Raw genomic sequence first — 19,953 nt, 5'->3', positions numbered from 1 at the left:
ACACCAATGATTTAGACTGACCGGCGATGACTACACCACGCACTTATCACATTCGTACCCTTGGCTGCCAGATGAACGTTCACGATTCTGAGCGCATGGCGGGCTTATTAGATTCAGTTGGCTTGGTACCGGTTGAGCAGGTTCCTGCTGCTGCGGCGCGCGCTACTGAGGCCGGCGATGCCGGGGCAGACGTGGTAGTAATCAACACCTGTTCCGTCCGCGAGAACGCTGCGAACAAGCTTTATGGGAATTTGGGGCAGCTTGCGGCGGTAAAGCGCAAGCGGAAGGGCATGCAGATAGCCGTGGGCGGATGCTTGGCCCAGCAGGAAAGGGCTCGAATTTTGGAGCGGGCTCCCTGGGTCGACGCAGTCTTTGGCACTCACAATATTGACGTATTGCCTGCGCTGCTGGAACGCGCGCGCCACAATCGTGAGGCTGCAGTAGAAATTGAAGAGTCGTTGAAGACCTTCCCCTCAACTTTGCCAACCCACCGCGAATCGGCCTATGCGGCCTGGGTTTCGATAGCGGTTGGGTGTAACAACACCTGTACTTTCTGTATTGTGCCGCATCTGCGCGGGAAGGAGCGCGACAGGCGTCCGGGCGACATTTTGTCGGAAGTTCGGGCTGTAGTAGAGCAGGGGGCAATCGAGGTTACGCTGCTTGGGCAGAATGTGAATTCCTATGGGGTGGGCTTTGGCCAGCGCGGGGCATTCGCCGATCTATTGCGCGCAACTGGCAAGGTAGAAGGGCTCGAGAGGGTAAGGTTCACTAGCCCTCACCCGGCAGCATTTACACAAGATGTGATCGATGCTATGGCAGAAACTGAAAATGTCATGCCTTCTTTGCATATGCCCTTGCAGTCTGGTTCAGATCGGGTACTGCGTGCCATGCGCCGGTCTTATCGCAGGAAGAAATTCTTGGGGATATTGGATTCGGTGAGGCAGGCGATGCCCCATGCGGCCATTACTACCGACATTATTGTCGGCTTCCCAGGGGAGACCGAGGAAGATTTCCAGCAGACTCTTGAGGTCGTTGAACAGTCCCGTTTTTCTTCGGCGTTTACCTTTTTGTACTCAATGCGGCCAGGTACGCCCGCCGCGGATCGTCCAGATCAAGTTCCTGAAGACGTGAAGCTGGAACGCTACCACCGCCTGTTGAAGTTGCAGGAGCGGATCTCTACCGAGGAAAATCAAAAACAAGAGGGGCGAGACCTGAAAATTTTGATTGCCGAGGGCGAGGGGCGAAAAGATTCCGAGACCAGGCGCATCTCGGGGCGCGCCGAGGATAATCGCCTAGTTCACGTGGGGATTCCTCGCGGGGCCGAGGTGCCGCGCCCAGGCGATTTTGTTCGGGCTAGTGTAACTCACGGGGCTCCGCACCACCTGGTTGCTGATTCTGGTTTGGAAGGGGGGCTGTACCAGGTTATCCCCACAAGAGCTGGCGATGCTTGGCAGGCGAAGAATGCGGCCCCCTTGCCAAAGACTGCCGTTTCGTTGGGAATGCCGTTGGTGCGCCCGAAGTGATCATTGGGGTTGTTGGCGCTACTGCAACTGGAAAGTCTGCTCTAGCACTCGAGCTTGCCCGCGAATGCGGTGCTGAGGTTGTTTCTGCCGATGCTTTCCAGCTTTATCGAGGAATGGATATTGGCACTGCTAAGGTCACTAAAGCGGAGGCTGACGGCATAGTTCACCACCAGATCGATGTGCTCGACCTCAGTGAGCGGGCATCCGTGGCCGCCTATCAGCGGTATGCTCGCCAGGATGTGCGCGACATTCTCTCGCGCGGCAAACATGTGGTGGTCGCTGGCGGGTCAGGTCTTTACGTGCGGGCGTTGCTCGACGAACTGGAATTCCCAGGTACTGATGCTTCCATTCGGCAGGCCTACATGGAGCGTCTCGAGCAGGTGGGGCCAGCTCGTCTGCACGAAAAACTTTCCAGGGTCGATCCTTTGGCAGCGCAGAATATTCTCCCCTCGAACGGGCGGCGCATCGTGCGAGCTCTCGAGGTAATCGAACTGACGGGACGCCCTTTTTCGGCCACGATGCCAAAGAATACCTACCACTTCTCCGACACTTTTCAAATCGGGCTGCGCCTTCCAATGCAAGTGCTCCAGGGCCGGATTGCGCGGCGTTGCGAGCAGATGGTTGCCGACGGGTTTGTCGAAGAGGTCCGTGCCTTGCTACAAAAGGGGCTTGCTAGTGCCCCCACGGCGAGCTCGGCCACCGGCTACCCGCAGATGATCAGCTATTTGCGTGGTGAAATAGGGATTCAGGAGGCGATTGCCCAAAATATTGCGGCAACGCGTAAGCTTGCCAAGAAGCAGCTGAAGTGGTTCAAGCGGGATGCGCGGATTCGCTGGTTTGAGGAAGACCCCCAGAAGGCGCTGGAATATGCGTTAGAACGCCTTAATTAGCCGGGTGCACCTCGAGGATGCGAAAGCCCTTCTTAGAGGCGAGTTTTCTAGTGGCAAATCCCTTTTTCGTGAGCCACTTTGCCAGGGAATCGGCCCCTAAATTACGTGCTACTACCAGGTAGGCCACTCCGTCTGGGGCAAGTAAGCAGAGCCATTTTTTTAACATGGCATGGAGTTCTTCTTTGCCGATGCGAATAGGCGGGTTGGACCAAATAGTTTTCAGGGGCCTTCCCCTAGAGCTAAGTTCTTGAAAGGCGTCGTCTGCGTGGGCCACGGTCGCTCTAGGAACGTTGCGCCTGGTTAGGTCCAAAGCTCTTTGTGTAACGTCAACGGCCCAGACTTCCCCGTCGAGCTCATCGGTCAAGGCTAGTGCTATCGGGCCCCACCCGCACCCCAAATCTAGGGCGGGGGCAACCGGGGCGGGCGCGCCCTCGAGCAAGATCTTAGTTGCCTTGTCGAGCCCGTGGGCGGAAAACACTTTGGAGGCGATCTGCACCCGGTGGGGGGTGCCGCGCAAGGTAACGGAGATTTCTTCGATCTCGGCTTCGGGAGCCGGGCAAGCTTCGGTAAAATAGTGTTCAGTCATCGCCTCTAGATTATAGGGGCACGAAAGGTTATATGAAGGAAGATAACAAGTCCCGGGCCGAGGACGTGGTAGCGCGTATTCTGGCGCGTACGGGCACGGCTCTGGAATCCACCGAGGGCGTGGATACTTCCGCTGACGCGGGCGCTCTTGAGCGTGAGGAACGTAGAGCTCTACGGCGAGTAGCCGGCATAGGTACTAGGGACGACGCTATAGAGTCGGTTGAATACCAGCGGTTAGCGCTTGAACGGGTAGTCCTTGTGGGCATCTACTCGGCCGATCAGGCTGCGGCGGAAGCCTCCCTGCGGGAGCTTGCCGCACTGTCTGATACTGCCGGCTCCGTGGTGTTGGACGGGTTGTTGCAGCGTCGCGAGAAACCCGACCCGGGCACGTATTTGGGCTCGGGCAAGGCTAGGGAATTAGGCGAATTAGTTAGGACCCTCGAGGCTGACACCGTTATTGTCGACGGGGAATTAGCTCCTTCACAAAGGCGAGGTCTCGAGGACGTAATCAAGGTTAAGGTGGTCGATCGTACAGCGCTCATTTTGGACATTTTTGCCCAACATGCCAAGTCTCGCGAGGGTAAAGCTCAAGTTGAGTTGGCCCAGCTTGAATATTTATTGCCGCGCCTGCGCGGTTGGGGCAAGTCTCTCTCGCGCCAGGCTGGCGGACGTGCGGCAGGCGGTGAAGGCATTGGCTCGCGTGGCCCTGGGGAAACTAAAATCGAGATGGATCGGCGCCGAATTCGTACTAGAATGGCCAGGTTGCGCAAGCAAATACGGGCTATGAAGGCTGGGCGTGATACCAAGCGCTCTGGGCGTAAGCGTACCAGAACTCCCGCTGCTGTGGTCGTGGGCTACACCAACGCTGGGAAGTCCTCGTTGATGAATGCGCTGGTGGGCAGTCAAATCATGGTGGCAGACGAATTGTTCGCTACTTTGGATCCTACGGTGCGTAGAGCCCTTACCCCGGAAGGGCGTGCATACACCCTTACTGACACGGTTGGCTTTGTGGCGAACCTACCGCACCAGTTGGTGGAGGCCTTCCGCTCCACACTCGAAGAAGTCGCCGGTGCCGATTTACTGCTGCACGTGGTCGATGCTGCCCACCCCGATCCTGAGGCTCAGATTCGGGCGGTGCGTGCCGTGCTCGCGGAAATTCCGGGTGCTATGGATCGTCCGCAACTTATCGTGCTAAACAAAGCGGATCTGGCCTCAAAGGAACGCATTGCAGTGTTGCGCTCAAGACATGCCGATTCCGTGGTGGTTTCTGCGCGAACAGGGCAGGGGATCGAACAATTGCGCGACAAGATTGCCGAATTGTTGCCCCACCCTAACGTGCCTATCGATTTGGTGATTCCCTTCTCTAGAGGGGATTTGGTGGCACGAGCCCACGAGGAGGCCGAGCTGGATGCGGTCGAATATACGGGCAGGGGGACTCGGTTGGTGGGTATGGCCAGGTCAGATTTAGCGGGGCTCTTGCAGGATACAGCTGTAGATGAACAAAGGTAGCGAAGTTCTGCGCCAGGCAGTTGCGATCTTGGGAGGTAGCCCCAGGCAGGGGCAAACTCTAATGGCTCGTGCTATCTGGGAGCTGGAGGGCGAAGAAGTCCTCTTAGTTCAAGCCGGGACCGGGACGGGCAAATCCTTAGGTTATTTGGCTCCGTTGCTCGCCGAGGCAGTCGAAGAAAAACATCGGGTGATTATTTCTACCGCCACCCTGATCTTGCAGCGTCAGCTGATTGGCGGGGACATCCCCGCCGTGCGCAAAGCGGTAAAGGAAGTTACGGGTAAAGTCCCCGCGGTCGCCCTCTTGAAAGGGTGGTCAAATTACGTCTGCAAATTGAAAACTATGGCTCCTGAGGACCAGGGGGCTCTTCTTGAAACTCTGGAGGTAACCGATACCGGGGCCGAGGTGTTGCGCGTGCGCGAGTGGGCGCAAAACGCGAAAAGCGGCGACCGGGACGACATGCCCGCCGGCGTATCCGATAAAATCTGGCGGCAAGTTTCCGTTACTAAGAATGAATGCGTTGGCGAATCATGCCCGTTCGCCGATGAGTGTTTCCCCCGCCTGGCACGCAAACAGGCCGGCGAGGCCGACGTGGTAGTTACCAACCACTCCATCCTGGGGGTGCAAACTATGACCGAGGCTTCGCTGCTAGGCGACTTTGACGTCTTGGTAATTGATGAGGCTCACGAACTAGATTCGCGGATCCGTTCGCAGGGGAGCGTAGAAATTTCGGAAGCCTCCCTAAAACGTCTCGCCCGGTTGGTGCGTAGAGCTACCGGGGTGCCGGCTCAGAAGATAGAGGATGCAGCTAGTCAGTTTGGGGCTGCCGTTTCCGCGGCTCGTCCGGTTATGCTGGCGCAGCTGGGAACAGATTTGCAGCAGATTTTAGTTTCGGCCAGAGCCGCGCTGCGGGAGGCCCTGGAGACCGTGGGGACCAACGAAGCCAAAGACAATAAGAAGCGATTTGCCAGAGCAGAGCTAATTGCTGCTATCGATTCGGCCGACGCTATTTTGATAGACGATCCGCGCGTGAGGGTCAACTGGATTGGGGGCGAGGACGTGGAACGGCGCCGGCTCTATTCTGCTCCGCTCGATGTGGCTCGGCCTATTGCTTCGCGCCTATACGGCGGTCACAAGGTGATCGCTACCTCCGCCACCTTGAAACTGGGGGGCAGTTTTGAGGCAATGGCAACTCGAGTGGGGGCGGTGCTGAGCCAAAAATGGAAGAGTTTGGATGTGGGCTCGCCTTTTGACTATCCGCACCAGGCCATAATGTACACACCCAAACTGCCCCAACCAGGCCGTGACGGCCCGTCGCAGGAGCTGCTAGAGGAAATAGGTTCCCTGGTAGAAGCCTCTGGTGGGGGAGCCCTCTGCCTGTTTACTTCGCGCAGAGCAGCAGTTGCGGCAGGCGAATATTTGCGCGAGCACACCGAACTGCCAGTGTTAGTTCAGGGCGAAGACTATCTGCCAACGCTGGTGAAGCGGTTTCGCGAGGACGGAAATGCCATCCTAGCGGGCACTATTTCGCTATGGCAAGGGGTTGATATTCCCGGCAGAGCTTGCCGACTGGTGACCATTGATCGGATTCCCTTCCCCCGCCCGGACGATCCTATAACCTCGGCGCTCTCGGACGCGGCGAATGCGGCAGGCCGATCCGGATTTGCCCAGGTTTCACTGGTTCACGCTGCGCTCTTGCTGGCACAGGGGGCGGGGCGATTGGTCCGCCGCCAAAGCGACAAAGGCATGGTCGCGCTACTGGACCCTCGGCTCCGCGAAAAGGGCTACGGTAGGTATTTACTATCTTCTCTTCCCCCGATGTGGCCCACGTCCTCGCGGAAAGTAGCGCTCGCCGCGCTGGGCAGATTGCGCAAAGAGGATTAGGCCATTTAGCTCTTACCGTGGGGCGTTTAGCCAGATAAAATACTGCTACATACTGCTGCCGACTTGGAGGAACCAGATGTCAGAACGTGCCACTACCCTTTATCCCTCCGGATCCGAAGGACATCCTTCGAAAGTTGCAATTGTTGGGGCCGGAGCCGTGGGAACTGCGCTCGCATATGCTTCCGTTATTCGTGGAGATGCTCGCGAAGTGGTTTTGTACGACATTAACGAAAAGAAGGTCAAGGCCGAGGCCTTAGACATCGCGCACGGCATTCAATTTACTCCGGTTGGTTCTGTAGTTGGATCTGCTGACATCGAGGTGGTGCGGGGAGCCGACGTGGTGGTTGTAACTGCTGGTGCAAAGCAAAAACCTGGTCAATCCAGGCTCGATTTGGCTGCGGCTACCGTCGGACTTATGGAGAAACTGATCCCACAGCTACTCGAGGTAGCTCCCAATGCCGTGTACATGTTGGTCACGAACCCAGTCGACGTTGTCACCTATGCTTCATTGAAGATTTCTGGGTTGCCGCGCAACCAGATGTTTGGTTCTGGCACAGTGTTAGACACCTCGCGCCTGCGCTATCTAGTTTCGCAGGAGACCGGAGTGGCGGTCCAGAACATTCACGCCTACATTGCGGGTGAACATGGCGACAGCGAGATACCGCTTTGGTCATCTGCTGAAATTGGCAATGTCCCCTTGCGCCATTGGGGTAAGACACTGAACGATCGCCTCTTTGACGCAGATCTACGCGCCGAGATTGCCCAGCAGGTGGTGAATTCGGCATATACCATCATCGAGGGCAAAGGGGCCACAAACTATGCTATTGGGCTGGCAGCGACCAATATTGTGAGTGCGGTTTTGCGCGACGAGCATAGGGTGCTCACTATTTCGACGTTACTGGAAGACTGGCACGGTATCTCGGGAGTTTGCATGGCGGCCCCCACCATTACTTCGCGTAGGGGAGCGGGCCGGGTGCTAGTGCCGCCGCTTACCTTGCACGAGCGCGACGGCCTCACTGAATCAGCTCAGCGGTTGCGCGAAGTAGCCAGGAGTATCGGCTACTAACGCGGTTTTTACAAAGAGCGCAGCACCGTTACTACGCGCCCCATTATCGTGGCTTCATCGCCCGGAATGGGCGCGTAGTTTTCGTTTCGGGGCAACAGCCACTGGTGACCGTCTTTTCTGGAAAGTACCTTCACCGTTGCTTCGCCGTCTACTAGGGCTGCAACAATCTGCCCCTCCTCAGCATCGGGCTGAGAGCGCACTACTACGAAGTCGCCGTCGCAAATTGCGGCATCGATCATTGATTCGCCCTGCACCTGCAGCATGAATAGCTCGCCGCGGCCAGTTAGCTCCTGGGGCAGAGTGTAGACGCCTTCGACGTGTTGTTCGGCGGTTATTGGTGCGCCCGCTGCGATTCGCCCTACGAGCGGCACGGAGGTGGCGGTCCCCTCATCGGTGCTGGCGACGGCAATTGGCACCAGATTTGTTTTTCCCGGTGTCTGCTCGCGGTGGGCTAGCTCAATTGCCCGAGGGCGGGAGGGGTGCCTAGTGATGAACCCTGCCTCTTCTAAAAGATCTAGCTGGTGCTTTATCGATGAAGGCGAGCGCAGGCCGACTGCTTTGCCGAGCTCGCGCAAAGAGGGGGGATATCCCTTGGTCTGGATTGCCCGGGCAAGTGCTGCGTAGACCTCGCGGGTTCGGCTAGGAAGCGAATCTGGATCCAGGCTCATGTATCCCCCTTGTCACCATCTGTGGGTGGTGAGTGATTGGCTGCTTATATCAAGAGCTTACGGGCAGTTTTACGAACAAGCAAACATTTGTTCGAAAGAGTCTTGAAAAGCTTGCTCGGAAGCGTTATCGTACAAGTGTTCGACGAACAGGTGTTCGAAAGGTTTTGAAATGTCCGCTCTACCCATCAGCCCTCAAGCTCAGCCGGTCCGCCATCTGCAGCTCGTAGACCAGGCGTACATGATGCGACTGCGTCGGCGGAAAGATCGGGTAAGGGGAGTAGTTCAAGAACCTGCGGGCTCCGCTAGTGCGGCCAAGAAGCTGGGGGCACGCGTCGGCCTTGTCGTCTGCCTTGGCCTGGCCCTACTGCTGGGGGGCGGCATTGGTCTGTCCTTGCCAGGGGCAACGTATTCTGGTCCTACTGCCTCATATACGGTGTCTTCAGGGGAAACATTGTGGTCTATTGCAAAATACGTGGCAGGAAACGCCTCAGTTGCTGATACTGTAGAACACATAAAAGATCTAAATGGTTTGCGGTCCTCGAAGCTTTACCCTGGTCAACAGCTATCTGTACCTTCCAGGTAGGGGGGCCGCCGAATAACGGAGGTCCCCATTGCACTGTCCATTTTGTCAGCACCCCGATTCGCGAGTAGTAGATTCTCGCACCACTGACGATGGCATGGCAATTAGGCGGCGTAGGCAGTGCCCCCATTGCAATCGCCGTTTTACTACCCAGGAAACTGCGGGACTTACAGTGCTGAAACGGTCCGGTGTTATCGAACCGTTCTCGCGAGCGAAAGTTATATCGGGCGTACGCAAAGCCTGCCAAGGTAGGCCTGTAAGCCAAGATGATCTAGCGCTGCTAGCCCAGAAGGTCGAGGAAGATCTGCGTGGCTCTGGGCGCGCGCAAATAACCACCCAAGACGTAGGCCGCTCCATCCTGCAGCCACTGCGTGAACTGGATGTAGTTGCCTATTTGCGTTTCGCTTCGGTCTACCTGGATTACGACTCGCTCAACGATTTTGAAGAGGCCATCAAACAGCTGCGTGCGGAGCAGCAAGCGCGCTAGTTGCTGCTTAGGAGCTGCTCTCGCACCTCGCGGCGCAGCACTTTCCCCAAGTCTGACTTTGGTAAGTGATCCACCAGAAAAATCTTGCGCGGCATTGCGTAGTGGGGTATTTCGGCATCTATATGTTTCCTAATGCTGGCTAAACTTGGCGAGCATCCCGGGTGGGGGATAACTGCCGCAGCAACTATTTCGCCTCGCTCAGCATCCGGCAGGCCCACCACCGCAACGTCTTCGACCTCGGGGTGGGAGGCAATAGCTTTTTCTACGAGCGTTGGGTAGACGTTGAACCCACCGCACAAGATAAGTTCCTTTCGCCGGTCGGCAAGTGCCAGATAGCCGTCGTCGTTGACTGCTATGTCGCCGGTGCGAAGCCAGCCCTCGCTGGTGTACAGATTTTCCGTTTCGACTGGATCGTTCCAATATCCCTTCGAACAACCAGGGCCTTTTACGATTAGTTCTCCCGGTTCTCCGGCCAGGTCGTCTACGTCCCGGGTGGGGTCGTCTAAACTAACTAGGCGAACCTGTATCGACGGAAACGGTAGACCTAGTGTGCCCACCCGAGTTGAGCCCAGCGGGGAGCCGGTGACAATTGGGGAGGTCTCGGTCATTCCATACCCCTCTATAACAGGTGCGTCGGTTGCTTTGGCCCAAGCGGCAGCATCCTCTTTCTTTAGTGGCATAGCCCCCGAAATCGTGTAGTTGATAGTTTTTAGGTCTACCCGCTTTGCCTTGGCGGCTTTGGCTAAGCGGGCGAACATGGGCGGGACCCCAATCATGAATGTGCAGGGTCGCCTCCGCCAGGCGCTAAGGCAGAGGCTTTCGTCGAACTTAGGGAAAATAACCTGGCTGGCGCCTACCAAGATGCCCGATAGCATAACGAGCGTCATGCCAAAGGCGTGGAAGAAAGGTAGCACTGAGTAAATAACTTCGTGGTCGTGAAGCAGGGGAGTTACCCACTGGGCGGCTGCGCGAGTGTTAGAAACCAGGTTGGTGCTTGAGAGCATCACAGACTTCGGCGACCCTGTGGTACCTCCGGTGTGCATCATAACCGCGGTCTGCTCCGGGTCCACATAAACAGACTCTAAAATGGGCTTAGCCTGCGTAATCAACCGGTCAAAACTCGGCACCCCGGCAGGAACTTTTTGGCAAAGTTGGCGCCGCAAATTACGGGCCTTTGAGATGGGGAGTCTCAGCGCGAGGCGTGCGCTTAGCGGCAATGCCGCCGCCAAATCTACAGCCACAACTTTCGCTGGCGTATCCAGTACCTTTTTCACGGATTTTTGCCAGGCCAATACCACCTTAGACGAAACTCGCTCAATTTCGGTGTGCAGCTCCGAACTAGGAGCCAAAGGGTTGTGAGCTACCGCGATCGCCCCCAGGTGGAGGGCTCCGAAAAAGATGGTAAGAAACTGGGGGCAGTTGGGCATTATTAGGCTCACCCTATCGCCCTTTTCCACCCCGAGGCTGGCTAGTACCCCAGCCGCTTTGCGAGTTTGCTCTTCCAGAGACGCAAACGTGTAGGTGGAGCCCAGAAAATCTGTGGCAACTCGATCTGGCCACTTTCGAGCGGCCTCCTGCAACAGTGTTACCAAGCTAGCAGGGGTGGGGTCCACCTCGTGAGCTACTTTAGGGTCATATCCCTTCCGCAGGCGCCGGGTTAGGTCCGAGATTCCCTCTGCATCATTCACGCAAACACTCTATATGTTTACCAGGCAATAAGCACATCAAAAAATACTCATCAAAAGCAAAGTCTTCATATGGCTGCTGAAGCTCTTTCAATAGTATTTTGCAGGCGCCAGAGCGTCTCTAGATCGCAAACCCCTCCGGCAACCGCTCAGAGTAGACCACATCCAACCGTTTGGTAGGCCGTGTCATGGCTACATACAGATCTCCGGGGCGGCTCGCAAGCTGGAACGGCTCCACTAAAACAACTACGTCGAACTCCAGGCCCTTAGAATCTCGGGCGGGCATTGCCTGGATCCTGTCGTCGACGCAGTGAAAAGTGCGCGCCGCCTCACCCTCGGCAATAACCGCCACCTGCCCCTGACCGGGGCCGTGCTCGGCGTCTAATTCTGCACAGGCTGCTTCGGCCAACTCGCGGGCCTTTTCAAGGGGAGTCTGACTTTGGTGCAGTTTGAGGCAGTCGGCCAGATCGCGCACTGCTGTAACCGGGTAGTCAACGTGCCTGCCCAACTTGCGTGCCACCTTTTCGGCAGCATCCATTATGGTCTGCGGGGTGCGGTAGCAGATCGAGAGTACCGCAGTATCTGAGTAGGCCCGGGCAGCCGGCCCCAACACCTCTTTCCAGTCAGCAACATTCCTGCCCGTCCTCTGAGCTAAATCGCCCACCACCGTAAACGAGCGCGACGGGCACCGGCGCAGCAGCGCTGCCCAAGCCAGCGGAGACAACTCTTGGGCCTCGTCAACCACGATGTGCCCGTAGGTCCAAGAACGATCGGCTCGGGCCCTCTCAGACAAAGTAGAATCAGTACCCGCTCCCTCGGCCCGCTCGGCGAGCATCTGGGCGTTGACAATTCCCCCACCTAAACCATCCATGTCTAAAGCTTGCTGGGCTCGTCTACGAGCAGCATCTCGCTCGGCCTTTTGACGCTCGCGCTGGGCGGCGGCAAAAACATCGGAGGGGCCTAACAGCTCCGCCAATTCGTCTAAAATCGGGATGTCTTCAACCGTGAACGGAGCGTCCTTGGGGCGCTGGCAAGCCGCTACTTCGTCCTCGCTAAAGGTGGGTGCACAAGTTTTCAGCAACTCCGGACGCGTGAACAGTTTAACCAGTAAGGCCTGGGCAGATTCTGGCATCCAGCACAAGTTGATGTTCCGCTTGACTTCTACGTTTGTGCGCAACTCCTCGCGAACCCAATTCCTGTCGGATTCAGTAAGCGATTCGTCGGCTGCCAAAAATTTGTCAGTCAGCCGTTCCAAAAGTGTCAATGCGAAGGTAGTGCGGGCAACGTTGTGCTGCCTGGAAGCCTGCTTTGCACGTCTGGCGGCCACCTTCACATCCTGGGGGCTAAGCGAAAGCTGCTGTCCTGACACCCGCAGCTCAATAGGAGCAGTGGGAATCCTTCTTCTAGAGGCAACTGCCCGCTTGGCAATTTTTGTCCACTCCATGCTTCCCTTCAGGGCCGCCACGTTATCCGAATCATGCGTTGAAGTGGATAGCCCCGGAAGTAGCTCGCCCAAAGTAACTGAAACCACTCCAGTTTCTCCAAGGGCCGGCAAGACTTGTTCAATATAGCGGAGAAATCTGCGTGAGGGGCCCACTACCAAAACCCCCGAACGGGCAAGTTTCTCCCGCTGAGCATAAAGCAGGTATGCCGCGCGGTGTAACGCCACTGCTGTCTTGCCTGTGCCGGGCCCACCCTGCACCACTAGCAGCTCCTTCGCATTCGAGCGAATGACCTCGTCCTGCTCAGCTTGAATAGTCGTCACAATGTCGCCCATGTGCCCGCCTCGAGCGGAATTCATGGCGGCAAACAATGCGCCCTCACCAGCTAGAGAAACTCCTTCCGAGGCAGACACGTCAAACAGATCGTCCTCTAAAGAAATGACCTTCCGCAATCTAGTGCCAATGTGGCGGCGGCGCACAACGCCCTCGTGATTTGCCGGAGTAGCCCTGTAAAACGGCGTAGCTGCCTTGGCGCGCCAATCCACCAAAATAGTTTTCCCGTCCTCGGTCAAACCAACTCTGCCAATGTAGCGTGGGGAAGGCGAATGCCCCGCGGCCATATCCAAACGCCCGAACACCAGTTTGTCCTCAACCTGTTCCAACCGGCTTGCCTGGTCTCCGAAGTGGGCGGCGATCGCGTCGCGCTCAGAACGGGCTTGGGGGGAGCCGTGGGCTCCGGCCGCCTCAGCCTTGCGCTGGCTTGCCCTGTAACTATCGCGGGCGGTGTCCAATGCCCTATATGCCCTATCAACTGCGGGCTGTTCTTGGTCCAGTGGAGTAGAAGTCACGGCCATCCTTGGAATAAAGATCGAAGTTTACTGGTTACACGAAATGAAAGTTAACCTATTGTGTCAGACCAAGATGATAGTTGTTCGCGCGGAGTCTTCAACTATCGGGCCGAACCGATAAAGTAAGACTAAAGAAGGTGGAGGTAAAAATGACAAACATCATCTCTCAGATTGCTGACGTGCCAGTGCGCTCGCGGATTCTGCTCCACCACATGTACGGGGCGATCGACGCCGGGCATGCGGGTAGGTTGACGCTCGAGCAGCTTTTGCCGTCGCTACCTACCGAGAGGGTAGTGACTTTTGACGCAGATAAATTAGTCGACTTTAGAGCGCGGCGTCCGGTAGCCACCCTTTCGCAGTGGACGCTAACTGACATGGAGCCTCCAGAGATCGCGATCGACAAGGTGACTGATTACACGGGGCAAGAAATTTTGGTGTTGCACGGGCCCGAACCAGATCTGCGGTGGAACGAATTTGCCCAGGTGGTATCCGAGTATGCCAAGGAGGCTGGCATTGAAACAGCAATTAACGTTTTGGGTTTACCGGCGGCTACCCCGCACACCCGTCCGCCACTAGTGAACCAAACTGGCACTCGCCTAGATTTGCTTCCGCCACAGGACGAACAAGCCGGGATCATGCAGTTTTCAGCTTCTATGGGGATGTATCTGCAATATAGACTCGGGCAGGTGGGAATCGATTCGATCGGTTTGACTGTGGGAGTGCCTTACTACGTAATGGACGCCGACTACCCAGCCGGTGCCGCCGCCCTCATAAGTAGGATTAGCGACCTCACCGGACTGGAACTGCCTATAGGCGATCTCGAAGCAGCTTCAGACTTGATTTCAAAACGTCTGGACCAAGAAGCCAGTGAATCTAGCGAAATAGGCGGAGTCATTGCCCAGTTGGAGCAACGAATTGATTCTTTGGACATCTCGAAGTTGCAGGTGGGTGCCAATAAGGAGAAGATGCCGTCTGGCGAAGATTTGGCAGAACGTCTTGAAGATTTCTTGGCAGTTGTGGAACGCCAGCGCTCCGACTCTAGCGAGCCCGAGGACGTTAAAGAAGAGAGGCCGCGGGGCAGGCACAGGGCAGATGGGCCAGTAGATGGTCCGTCGAAATCTTCCTAAGTCATGTCCAACGCGCCAAGGTTAGCCAGTGCAAAGCGGGGGTGGGGCAGCGACGATTCCGCGGCAAATATTTTGCACGTTGACATGGACTGCTTCTTCGCTTCGGTCGAACTACTCCATCACCCGGATCTGCGTGGAAAACCGCTCATAGTAGGAGGCCATTCAAATCGGGGAGTAGTCACCTCGGCTACCTACGAGGCGCGTGCCTACGGTGTGCGCGCTGGAATGCCAATGGGGCAAGCGCTTCGAGCGTGTCCGCAGGCTTACGTGCTGCCGACTCGAAAGAACATCTATTCGCAGGTGTCCCGGGCAGTTATGGCGATTTTGGCCTCCTATACTCCCGCGTTTCAGAAAGTCAGCATCGACGAAGCTTACCTAGATGTGGCAGGGGTACGGCGTCTTTTTGGTTCTTCCACTCAAATTGCGGCTTCCCTGCGCCAGAGGATTCGGCGGGAGACAGGAATTGCAGCCTCGGTGGGGATTGCGCCCTCTAAATTAGTAGCAAAGATTGCTTCTTCGCATGCGAAACCGGACGGGGTGCTCTTAGTGCCGGAGAGTGCGGTAACAGACTTTTTGCGCGACCTACCGGTGGGGGCGCTGCCCGGAGTGGGGAGGAGGGCGCAGCAGGTTCTGCTTGGAAGTGGAATTAGAACTGTCGGCCAACTCTCCCAGGTGGAGGTAAAAGACTTGCAGCACAAGGTGGGTAAGGCGGCAGGCGCTAGGCTAGCGCAAATAAGCAGGGGAATAGATCTGTCGGTGGTCGGTGGTGAGGAGGCTGAAAAATCCATTGGCACGGAGGTAACTTTTGCAAGCAACATAGCTACTTTCGCGGATCTTGACGATGTTTTGCTCAGCCAGGCTCACGAGTGTGCAGCGAAACTTAGAGCAAAAAAGTGGCAGGGGCAAACCGTGGTAGTCAAGTTGCGGGGGGCGGACTTTTCTACTATCACCCGTTCGAAGACCGTGACCGCTACTGATGTGGGAGCCAAAATCTTTCAAGTGGCCAGAAACCTGGGGCACTCGGTAAATATCCCCGCGGGAGGATACCGACTAGTGGGAGTTAGAATTGAAGGCCTCATTTCTGCCGAGCTCGGCATTCAACTGTCTTTCGACGGCGAGGACGGGCGCAGGGCGGCGGAAAGCGCTATGGATGGGGTGACTGCTAAGTTTGGCGAAAATGTGCTATTGCCCGCATCGCTGCTTTCCGGGCCAACGGGAAAGAATGAGTTGGGGAAAACCCGCCCCGATGCTTTATCCTGAGAGTGTTTACACGTTTAGTAGTAAGGAAGGTTCACGTGGGACTGTCTGATTACGAAAAGCAGGTCCTCGCAGATCTTGAACAGCAATTGCGCGAGGGTGATCCTTCCTTTGACGCTGCCATGAAAGAAAAGCCTGCGCCCACCCCGCGCAAGACTCCGCCGCGTGTTCTAGCAGCGATGGGGGCCGTGAGCCTTCTAGGGCTGATTGTGCTGGTTGTGGCCGTATCGCTGGGGTACAACTGGGGCGCCATACTGCTCGCAATAGTGGGCTTTTTGCTGATGGTATTTGGTATCACGTTGCCGTGGAATAAGAAGATGGTAGGAAAGCTTACCGGCTCAGCTAAGAAACCGCGTCGTACTTCTAACTTTATGAACAAGCAGCGTGAACGCTGGGATAGGCACGAACCTGGCGATTCAGGCAGATATTAGTTATCCGAACCCCGGGGAAGGCGTTGGCCTTCCCCTTTTTTTATTTAAAGTGTCGTCGCTTCGCCCCCTGCTATGAGGATGAAATAGAAATTTTTACTCCACCTCACTCCACTTCTATTTATGCAGGTAAATAACCATTTTATTGCCGCTTGCAACGCGAAATCGGGGGCATCTCTTCCCTTTGTGGTTGAATGTGGAGTAAAGTGGAGGCGTGCGGTGAGGAGGTGCGTGTGTTCCTTGGTACGGCTGAACCAAAGCTAGACGACAAGGGGCGCCTTATCCTGCCTTCCCGCTACCGTGAGGAACTCGCTGAGGGGCTGGTCCTAACCAGGGGCCAGGACCGCTGCTTATACGTGTTTACTTCCCAAGAATTCGCAAACATGTACCAAGAATTACGCCGGGCACCTATTTCCAGTAGGCAGGCCAGGGATTTCATTAGGGTCATGCTTTCGGGAGCTACGGATGACAAACCTGATAAGCAGGGAAGGATCACTATTCCGGCGCTGCTTCGCTCTTACGCTGGGCTCAAGCGCGACGTGGCAGTGATAGGTGCTGGCTCCCGAATAGAAATTTGGGATCACGCTTCCTGGCAGACGTACCTTGCGGAGCACGAGCAGGCGTTCTCGGACACTGCTGAAGAAGTAATCCCAGGTTTGTTCTAAGGGTCATAATTTCGGTTTCTCTCCGATTTCTGAGGCCACTTCCCCGGTTTCAGAGAGCGGAGGGGGTCCAAGATTATGACCCTTTGGAAGGCGGTATTGATGAAAAATTACGGGCATGTGCCGGTAATGGTTGAACGCTGCCTAGAACTTCTTGCACCCGGGGTAGCAGATGGTTCCATAATCATTGACTGCACTGTTGGCATGGGGGGCCACAGTGAAGCAATTCTGCGCCGGTTTCCTTCAGTGCATCTGCTCGGAATCGACCGAGACAGTGAGGCGCTGGAAATAGCTAAAGAACGTTTGCGGCCTTTCGGTGACCGCTTTGAACCCTTCCACACTACCTACGATCAAGTGGGCGAGGTCGCAGATTCCGTCGGGGGGAAAGTGGCTGGGATCCTTATGGATTTGGGAGTTTCCTCTTACCAGCTCGACCAGGACGAACGTGGCTTTGCCTATTCGCGCGATACCTATTTGGATATGCGGATGGATACCTCTAAGGGGATCTCTGCAGCCGATCTCCTGCGCACGGCTTCCCAGGGGGAACTGGCGCGCATACTGCACGTTTACGGCGAGGAAAAGTTTGCTGGCAAGATCGCTCGCGCCCTCGTGAGGAAAAGGGAAACCGAACCGCTTACCCGTTCAGGGCAGCTGGCGCAATTGGTACGTGAATGCATCCCGGCCCCGGCTCGGCGCAAAGGCGGTAATCCAGCTAAGCGCACGTTTCAAGCTTTGCGTGTGGCTGTTAACAATGAGCTAACTATTCTCGAGGACGCGCTTCCGGCTGCCTTGGAGAGCCTGCGGGTGGGAGCGCGCCTGGTAGTCGAGTCCTACCAGTCTCTGGAAGATCGAATTGTAAAGCAGGCTTTCAAGGATGCTTCGACCTCTGGAGCTCCACCTGATTTGCCCGTAGTGCCAGAAGAACTTCTTCCAAATTTCAAGTTGGTTTTTACGGGTGCGCAAAAGGCAGATGCAACAGAACAAAGTTCTAATCCGCGCTCGGCTCCAGTGCGGCTTCGGGCAATCGAACGAGTTAGCGAAGGAAGGCAGCGGTCATGACTCAGGCAGCATTGGGACGTCCGCGCAGGCAACCAAGAAGAGCTAGCCGCCCGTTGCTTTCGGTCGTGGAGACGACGGCGCCTGCAAAATCCCCAATACTTTCTTGGGTTGGCGTGGCCTTGGCATTGTTAGCACTGATTGTGATGCCCATAGCGATCAACACTCAGATGGCGATGCTGTCGTATTCGATGCACGAGGACCAGGTGGAATTGGACAGAATGGTGGAAGCAAATCAGGATTTGCAGGTGCGGGTGCAATCTTTGTCTTCTCCGGATTCGCTGCGCACTTTTGCGCTTTCGCACGGTATGGTTCCTGGCGTGGAGTTAGGTTATGTGTCTCTCGGTTCTAAAACAATCGAGGGTGGCAAGGCAGCGCAGTAAGCTTGTCGGCCATAACTAACTTTTTTGCGCGGCTGTGGCGGCGCTTTGAGCTTGTCGACCGCATCAAGAAGCTCGCGCTGGTGCTCGTTGCGGGCATGGTTCTTTGTTCCTTGGCGCTGGTCAAGATTCAGGTTGTCGACGGTCCTGCTCTGTCTTCAGAGGCAGCCAAGATGCGTACCGTAACTTATCCGATACGCGCGGAACGCGGCAAAATTACTGACGCTCGAGGCACAGTTTTGGCCACCTCTACGCAGAGGTACAACGTTGTTGCCAATCCCTATCTGTTGCGCACTTACGTTCACAAGGAAATCGTGAACGGGGCCGGTAAAGTCGTAACGAAAACAAAAGCTGCCGAGGGCGCCGACGCTAAAGAGAAGGTAATAGGTACTGGTCCAGTCGAGGCTGCAAAGCAGATAGCCCCGATTTTGGGTATGGATCGGGCGGAAGTCGGTGGCATGATGGTGGCCGATTCCGGTTATCAAATCCTGGCTCGAAATGTCGAGGCGGGCAAGTGGCGCAAAATTAAGGCGTTACAGATTGAAGGCATAAGCTCTGAGTCGACCACGTTGCGCACCTATCCTGCGGGCAATACTGCTGCGACTGTAGTGGGATTTGTTAACCAAGACAATGTGGGCGCTGCCGGGGTTGAAGCTTCTCAGGAAAAGACCTTGGGTGGAAAGGACGGCCAACGCACAGTCGAGATCGCTCCAACGGGACAGATTATTCCCGATGGAAGTGAAACTACCCAGGAGGCGCAATCGGGCCAGGCGTTGACACTTTCACTCGACGCTGATTTGAATCAGCAGGCGCAGACGAGTTTAGACAACGCTGTGAAAAAAACGGGGGCAGCCTGGGGCACAGTGGTTGTTATGGAAGTAGCAACCGGGCGTGTTTTGGCGTTGGCGGATTCTGCCACCTTAGCTCCGATGGAGGCGCGCGAGAAATCGGTCTCTACTAAGTCGCGTGCTGTGCAATCCGTTTATGAACCGGGTTCTACCGGCAAGTTGGTTACCTTCGCTAGTGCGCTCGACGAGGGCAAGATAACCCCGCTAACCCCCTTCCAGATTCCTTACAAAATTACGATGAAGAACGGGGAGTCGTTCGTCGACTCGCACGAGCACCCGGTCCAGCAACTAACCGCGGCAGGGGTACTGGCAGAGTCCTCAAACGTCGGCACTGTTCAAATTGGCGATCTAGTTTCAGATAAATCCCGCCACCAAATGATGAAGAAACTGGGCCTCGGAGAAAGAAGTGGAATTGAGATGCCTGGCGAAAGTGCGGGGATTTTGCCGTCACCCGCATCTTGGGACGGTAGGCAGAGGTATACGACAATGTTTGGCCAGGGTATTGCTACTACGCCGTTGCAGGTGACCCAGCTGATGGCAACCGTCGCCAACGGAGGGGTGCGCATGCCGGCGCGCATAATAGATTCGTGGACCGATAGGAATGGGGCAGTTCACAAGGTGGATGCGCCTAAGGCCGTCCGTGCCATGGAACCGGACACTGCTGCCACGCTAATGCGGATGATGGAATCTGTGACCGGAGACGATGGCACCGCCCAGCTTGCACGGGTGCCTGGGTATCGCACCGCCGGCAAAACGGGCACCACCGAGATCCTCTCGGGCAAGGATTCAGGGGGAGTAGTGGCTTCTTTCGTGGGGGCAGCCCCAGCCGAAAAGCCGGTTGTGGCAGTTTCAGTAGTGTTAAATAAACCGCAAACATCAATCTATGGCGGCGTCGTGGCGGCCCCGGTGTTTTCTGAGGTCACCGGTGCTGCACTGCGGATGTTGGGCGTGAAACCCTCTACGGAAAGCCCCAAACTTTATCCTCTCCATGTTGGCGACAAATAACTAAGGCTCTTCTAGGCGCATACAA

At 56.2% G+C, this 19,953-nt stretch carries 18 protein-coding genes; 14 read left to right on the top strand and 4 right to left on the bottom strand.

Annotated elements, in window-relative coordinates:
• Nucleotides 1–26: 26 nt before the first annotated feature.
• On the top strand, nt 27–1,523 hold the full coding sequence (miaB, locus tag G437_RS0105275) for a tRNA (N6-isopentenyl adenosine(37)-C2)-methylthiotransferase MiaB (protein WP_024331536.1): 1,497 nt from the start codon (nt 27–29) through the stop codon (nt 1,521–1,523).
• Nucleotides 1,520–2,413 carry a tRNA (adenosine(37)-N6)-dimethylallyltransferase MiaA gene (gene miaA / locus G437_RS0105270; protein ID WP_024331535.1) on the top strand — a complete coding sequence of 298 codons (894 nt, stop codon included), beginning with the start codon at nt 1,520–1,522 and terminating at the stop codon, nt 2,411–2,413. The genes miaB and miaA overlap by 4 nt, the downstream gene beginning before the upstream one ends.
• On the opposite strand, the gene G437_RS0105265 is transcribed toward miaA, so the two are convergent.
• Nucleotides 2,406–2,999: a class I SAM-dependent methyltransferase gene (locus tag G437_RS0105265; RefSeq protein ID WP_024331534.1), complete on the bottom strand. Its 594-nt coding sequence runs from the start codon at nt 2,997–2,999 to the stop codon at nt 2,406–2,408. The two genes, miaA and G437_RS0105265, sit on opposite strands and share 8 nt — an antisense overlap.
• A gap of 32 nt (nt 3,000–3,031) precedes the next feature.
• Here G437_RS0105265 and hflX point away from each other — a divergent pair, with 32 nt between their 5' ends.
• The 3 genes from hflX to G437_RS0105250 all read left to right on the top strand — a co-directional run bounded on the left by hflX (nt 3,032) and on the right by G437_RS0105250 (nt 7,455).
• A complete protein-coding gene (hflX, locus tag G437_RS0105260; RefSeq protein WP_024331533.1) occupies nt 3,032–4,507 on the top strand; it encodes a GTPase HflX in 1,476 nt (491 codons plus the stop codon).
• Nucleotides 4,494–6,389 (top strand): ATP-dependent DNA helicase, encoded by a 1,896-nt coding sequence (locus tag G437_RS0105255; protein WP_024331532.1) that lies wholly within the window; start codon nt 4,494–4,496, stop codon nt 6,387–6,389. The genes hflX and G437_RS0105255 overlap by 14 nt, the downstream gene beginning before the upstream one ends.
• 76 nt (nt 6,390–6,465) lie before the next feature.
• Nucleotides 6,466–7,455 carry an L-lactate dehydrogenase gene (locus G437_RS0105250; protein WP_024331531.1) on the top strand — a complete coding sequence of 330 codons (990 nt, stop codon included), beginning with the start codon at nt 6,466–6,468 and terminating at the stop codon, nt 7,453–7,455.
• An 8-nt stretch (nt 7,456–7,463) separates the two neighbouring features.
• Here the strand turns inward: G437_RS0105250 and lexA are convergent, their stop codons facing one another.
• The gene (lexA, locus tag G437_RS0105245; protein WP_024331530.1) at nt 7,464–8,123 is read right to left on the bottom strand and encodes a transcriptional repressor LexA; all 660 of its coding nucleotides are present in this window, start codon (nt 8,121–8,123) and stop codon (nt 7,464–7,466) included.
• A gap of 169 nt (nt 8,124–8,292) precedes the next feature.
• On the opposite strand from lexA, the gene G437_RS10535 reads away from it, so the two are divergent.
• Nucleotides 8,293–8,706, top strand: a complete 414-nt coding sequence (locus tag G437_RS10535) for a LysM peptidoglycan-binding domain-containing protein (protein WP_060798054.1) — start codon at nt 8,293–8,295, stop codon at nt 8,704–8,706.
• Between the two features lie 28 nt (nt 8,707–8,734).
• Nucleotides 8,735–9,190 (top strand): transcriptional regulator NrdR, encoded by a 456-nt coding sequence (gene nrdR / locus G437_RS0105230; RefSeq protein ID WP_024331528.1) that lies wholly within the window; start codon nt 8,735–8,737, stop codon nt 9,188–9,190.
• Here nrdR and G437_RS0105225 read toward each other — a convergent pair.
• Nucleotides 9,187–10,878, bottom strand: coding sequence for an AMP-binding protein (locus G437_RS0105225; protein WP_024331527.1), 1,692 nt, complete (start codon nt 10,876–10,878; stop codon nt 9,187–9,189). The two genes, nrdR and G437_RS0105225, sit on opposite strands and share 4 nt — an antisense overlap.
• Before the next feature lie 118 nt (nt 10,879–10,996).
• Nucleotides 10,997–13,171, bottom strand: a complete 2,175-nt coding sequence (locus G437_RS0105220) for a HelD family protein (protein WP_029769319.1) — start codon at nt 13,169–13,171, stop codon at nt 10,997–10,999.
• 143 nt (nt 13,172–13,314) lie between these two features.
• Between G437_RS0105220 and G437_RS0105215 the strand changes: the two genes are divergently transcribed.
• From G437_RS0105215 to G437_RS0105185, 7 genes are all read left to right on the top strand, one after another.
• A complete protein-coding gene (locus G437_RS0105215) occupies nt 13,315–14,292 on the top strand; it encodes a PAC2 family protein (protein WP_070454489.1) in 978 nt (325 codons plus the stop codon).
• Between the two features lie 3 nt (nt 14,293–14,295).
• The gene (dinB, locus tag G437_RS0105210) at nt 14,296–15,552 is read left to right on the top strand and encodes a DNA polymerase IV (protein ID WP_024331524.1); all 1,257 of its coding nucleotides are present in this window, start codon (nt 14,296–14,298) and stop codon (nt 15,550–15,552) included.
• Between the two features lie 35 nt (nt 15,553–15,587).
• A complete protein-coding gene (locus G437_RS0105205; protein WP_024331523.1) occupies nt 15,588–15,980 on the top strand; it encodes a DUF3040 domain-containing protein in 393 nt (130 codons plus the stop codon).
• A gap of 230 nt (nt 15,981–16,210) precedes the next feature.
• Nucleotides 16,211–16,642: a division/cell wall cluster transcriptional repressor MraZ gene (mraZ, locus tag G437_RS0105200; protein WP_024331522.1), complete on the top strand. Its 432-nt coding sequence runs from the start codon at nt 16,211–16,213 to the stop codon at nt 16,640–16,642.
• Nucleotides 16,643–16,717: 75 nt separating this feature from the next.
• Nucleotides 16,718–17,698 carry a 16S rRNA (cytosine(1402)-N(4))-methyltransferase RsmH gene (gene rsmH / locus G437_RS0105195; RefSeq protein WP_029769314.1) on the top strand — a complete coding sequence of 327 codons (981 nt, stop codon included), beginning with the start codon at nt 16,718–16,720 and terminating at the stop codon, nt 17,696–17,698.
• A complete protein-coding gene (locus G437_RS0105190; protein WP_024331520.1) occupies nt 17,695–18,078 on the top strand; it encodes a hypothetical protein in 384 nt (127 codons plus the stop codon). The genes rsmH and G437_RS0105190 overlap by 4 nt, the downstream gene beginning before the upstream one ends.
• Nucleotides 18,079–18,080: 2 nt before the next feature.
• Nucleotides 18,081–19,928, top strand: coding sequence for a peptidoglycan D,D-transpeptidase FtsI family protein (locus G437_RS0105185; RefSeq protein ID WP_024331519.1), 1,848 nt, complete (start codon nt 18,081–18,083; stop codon nt 19,926–19,928).
• Nucleotides 19,929–19,953: the final 25 nt, after the last annotated feature.

This window comes from Winkia neuii subsp. neuii DSM 8576 (assembly GCF_000420405.1).
Classification (GTDB): domain Bacteria; phylum Actinomycetota; class Actinomycetes; order Actinomycetales; family Actinomycetaceae; genus Winkia; species Winkia neuii.
This window is presented reverse-complemented; position numbering and strand designations above follow the sequence as displayed.

Bases quoted from the DNA above. Each gene is read 5' to 3' on its own strand.
- miaB (WP_024331536.1), top strand. From the start codon at position 27: ATGACTACACCACGCACTTATCACATTCGTACCCTTGGCTGCCAGATG.
- G437_RS0105265 (WP_024331534.1), bottom strand. From the start codon at position 2,999: ATGACTGAACACTATTTTACCGAAGCTTGCCCGGCTCCCGAAGCCGAG.
- hflX (WP_024331533.1), top strand. From the start codon at position 3,032: ATGAAGGAAGATAACAAGTCCCGGGCCGAGGACGTGGTAGCGCGTATT.
- G437_RS0105255 (WP_024331532.1), top strand. From the start codon at position 4,494: ATGAACAAAGGTAGCGAAGTTCTGCGCCAGGCAGTTGCGATCTTGGGA.
- G437_RS0105250 (WP_024331531.1), top strand. From the start codon at position 6,466: ATGTCAGAACGTGCCACTACCCTTTATCCCTCCGGATCCGAAGGACAT.
- lexA (WP_024331530.1), bottom strand. From the start codon at position 8,123: ATGAGCCTGGATCCAGATTCGCTTCCTAGCCGAACCCGCGAGGTCTAC.
- G437_RS10535 (WP_060798054.1), top strand. From the start codon at position 8,293: ATGTCCGCTCTACCCATCAGCCCTCAAGCTCAGCCGGTCCGCCATCTG.
- G437_RS0105220 (WP_029769319.1), bottom strand. From the start codon at position 13,171: ATGGCCGTGACTTCTACTCCACTGGACCAAGAACAGCCCGCAGTTGAT.
- G437_RS0105215 (WP_070454489.1), top strand. From the start codon at position 13,315: ATGACAAACATCATCTCTCAGATTGCTGACGTGCCAGTGCGCTCGCGG.
- dinB (WP_024331524.1), top strand. From the start codon at position 14,296: ATGTCCAACGCGCCAAGGTTAGCCAGTGCAAAGCGGGGGTGGGGCAGC.
- rsmH (WP_029769314.1), top strand. From the start codon at position 16,718: ATGACCCTTTGGAAGGCGGTATTGATGAAAAATTACGGGCATGTGCCG.
- G437_RS0105190 (WP_024331520.1), top strand. From the start codon at position 17,695: ATGACTCAGGCAGCATTGGGACGTCCGCGCAGGCAACCAAGAAGAGCT.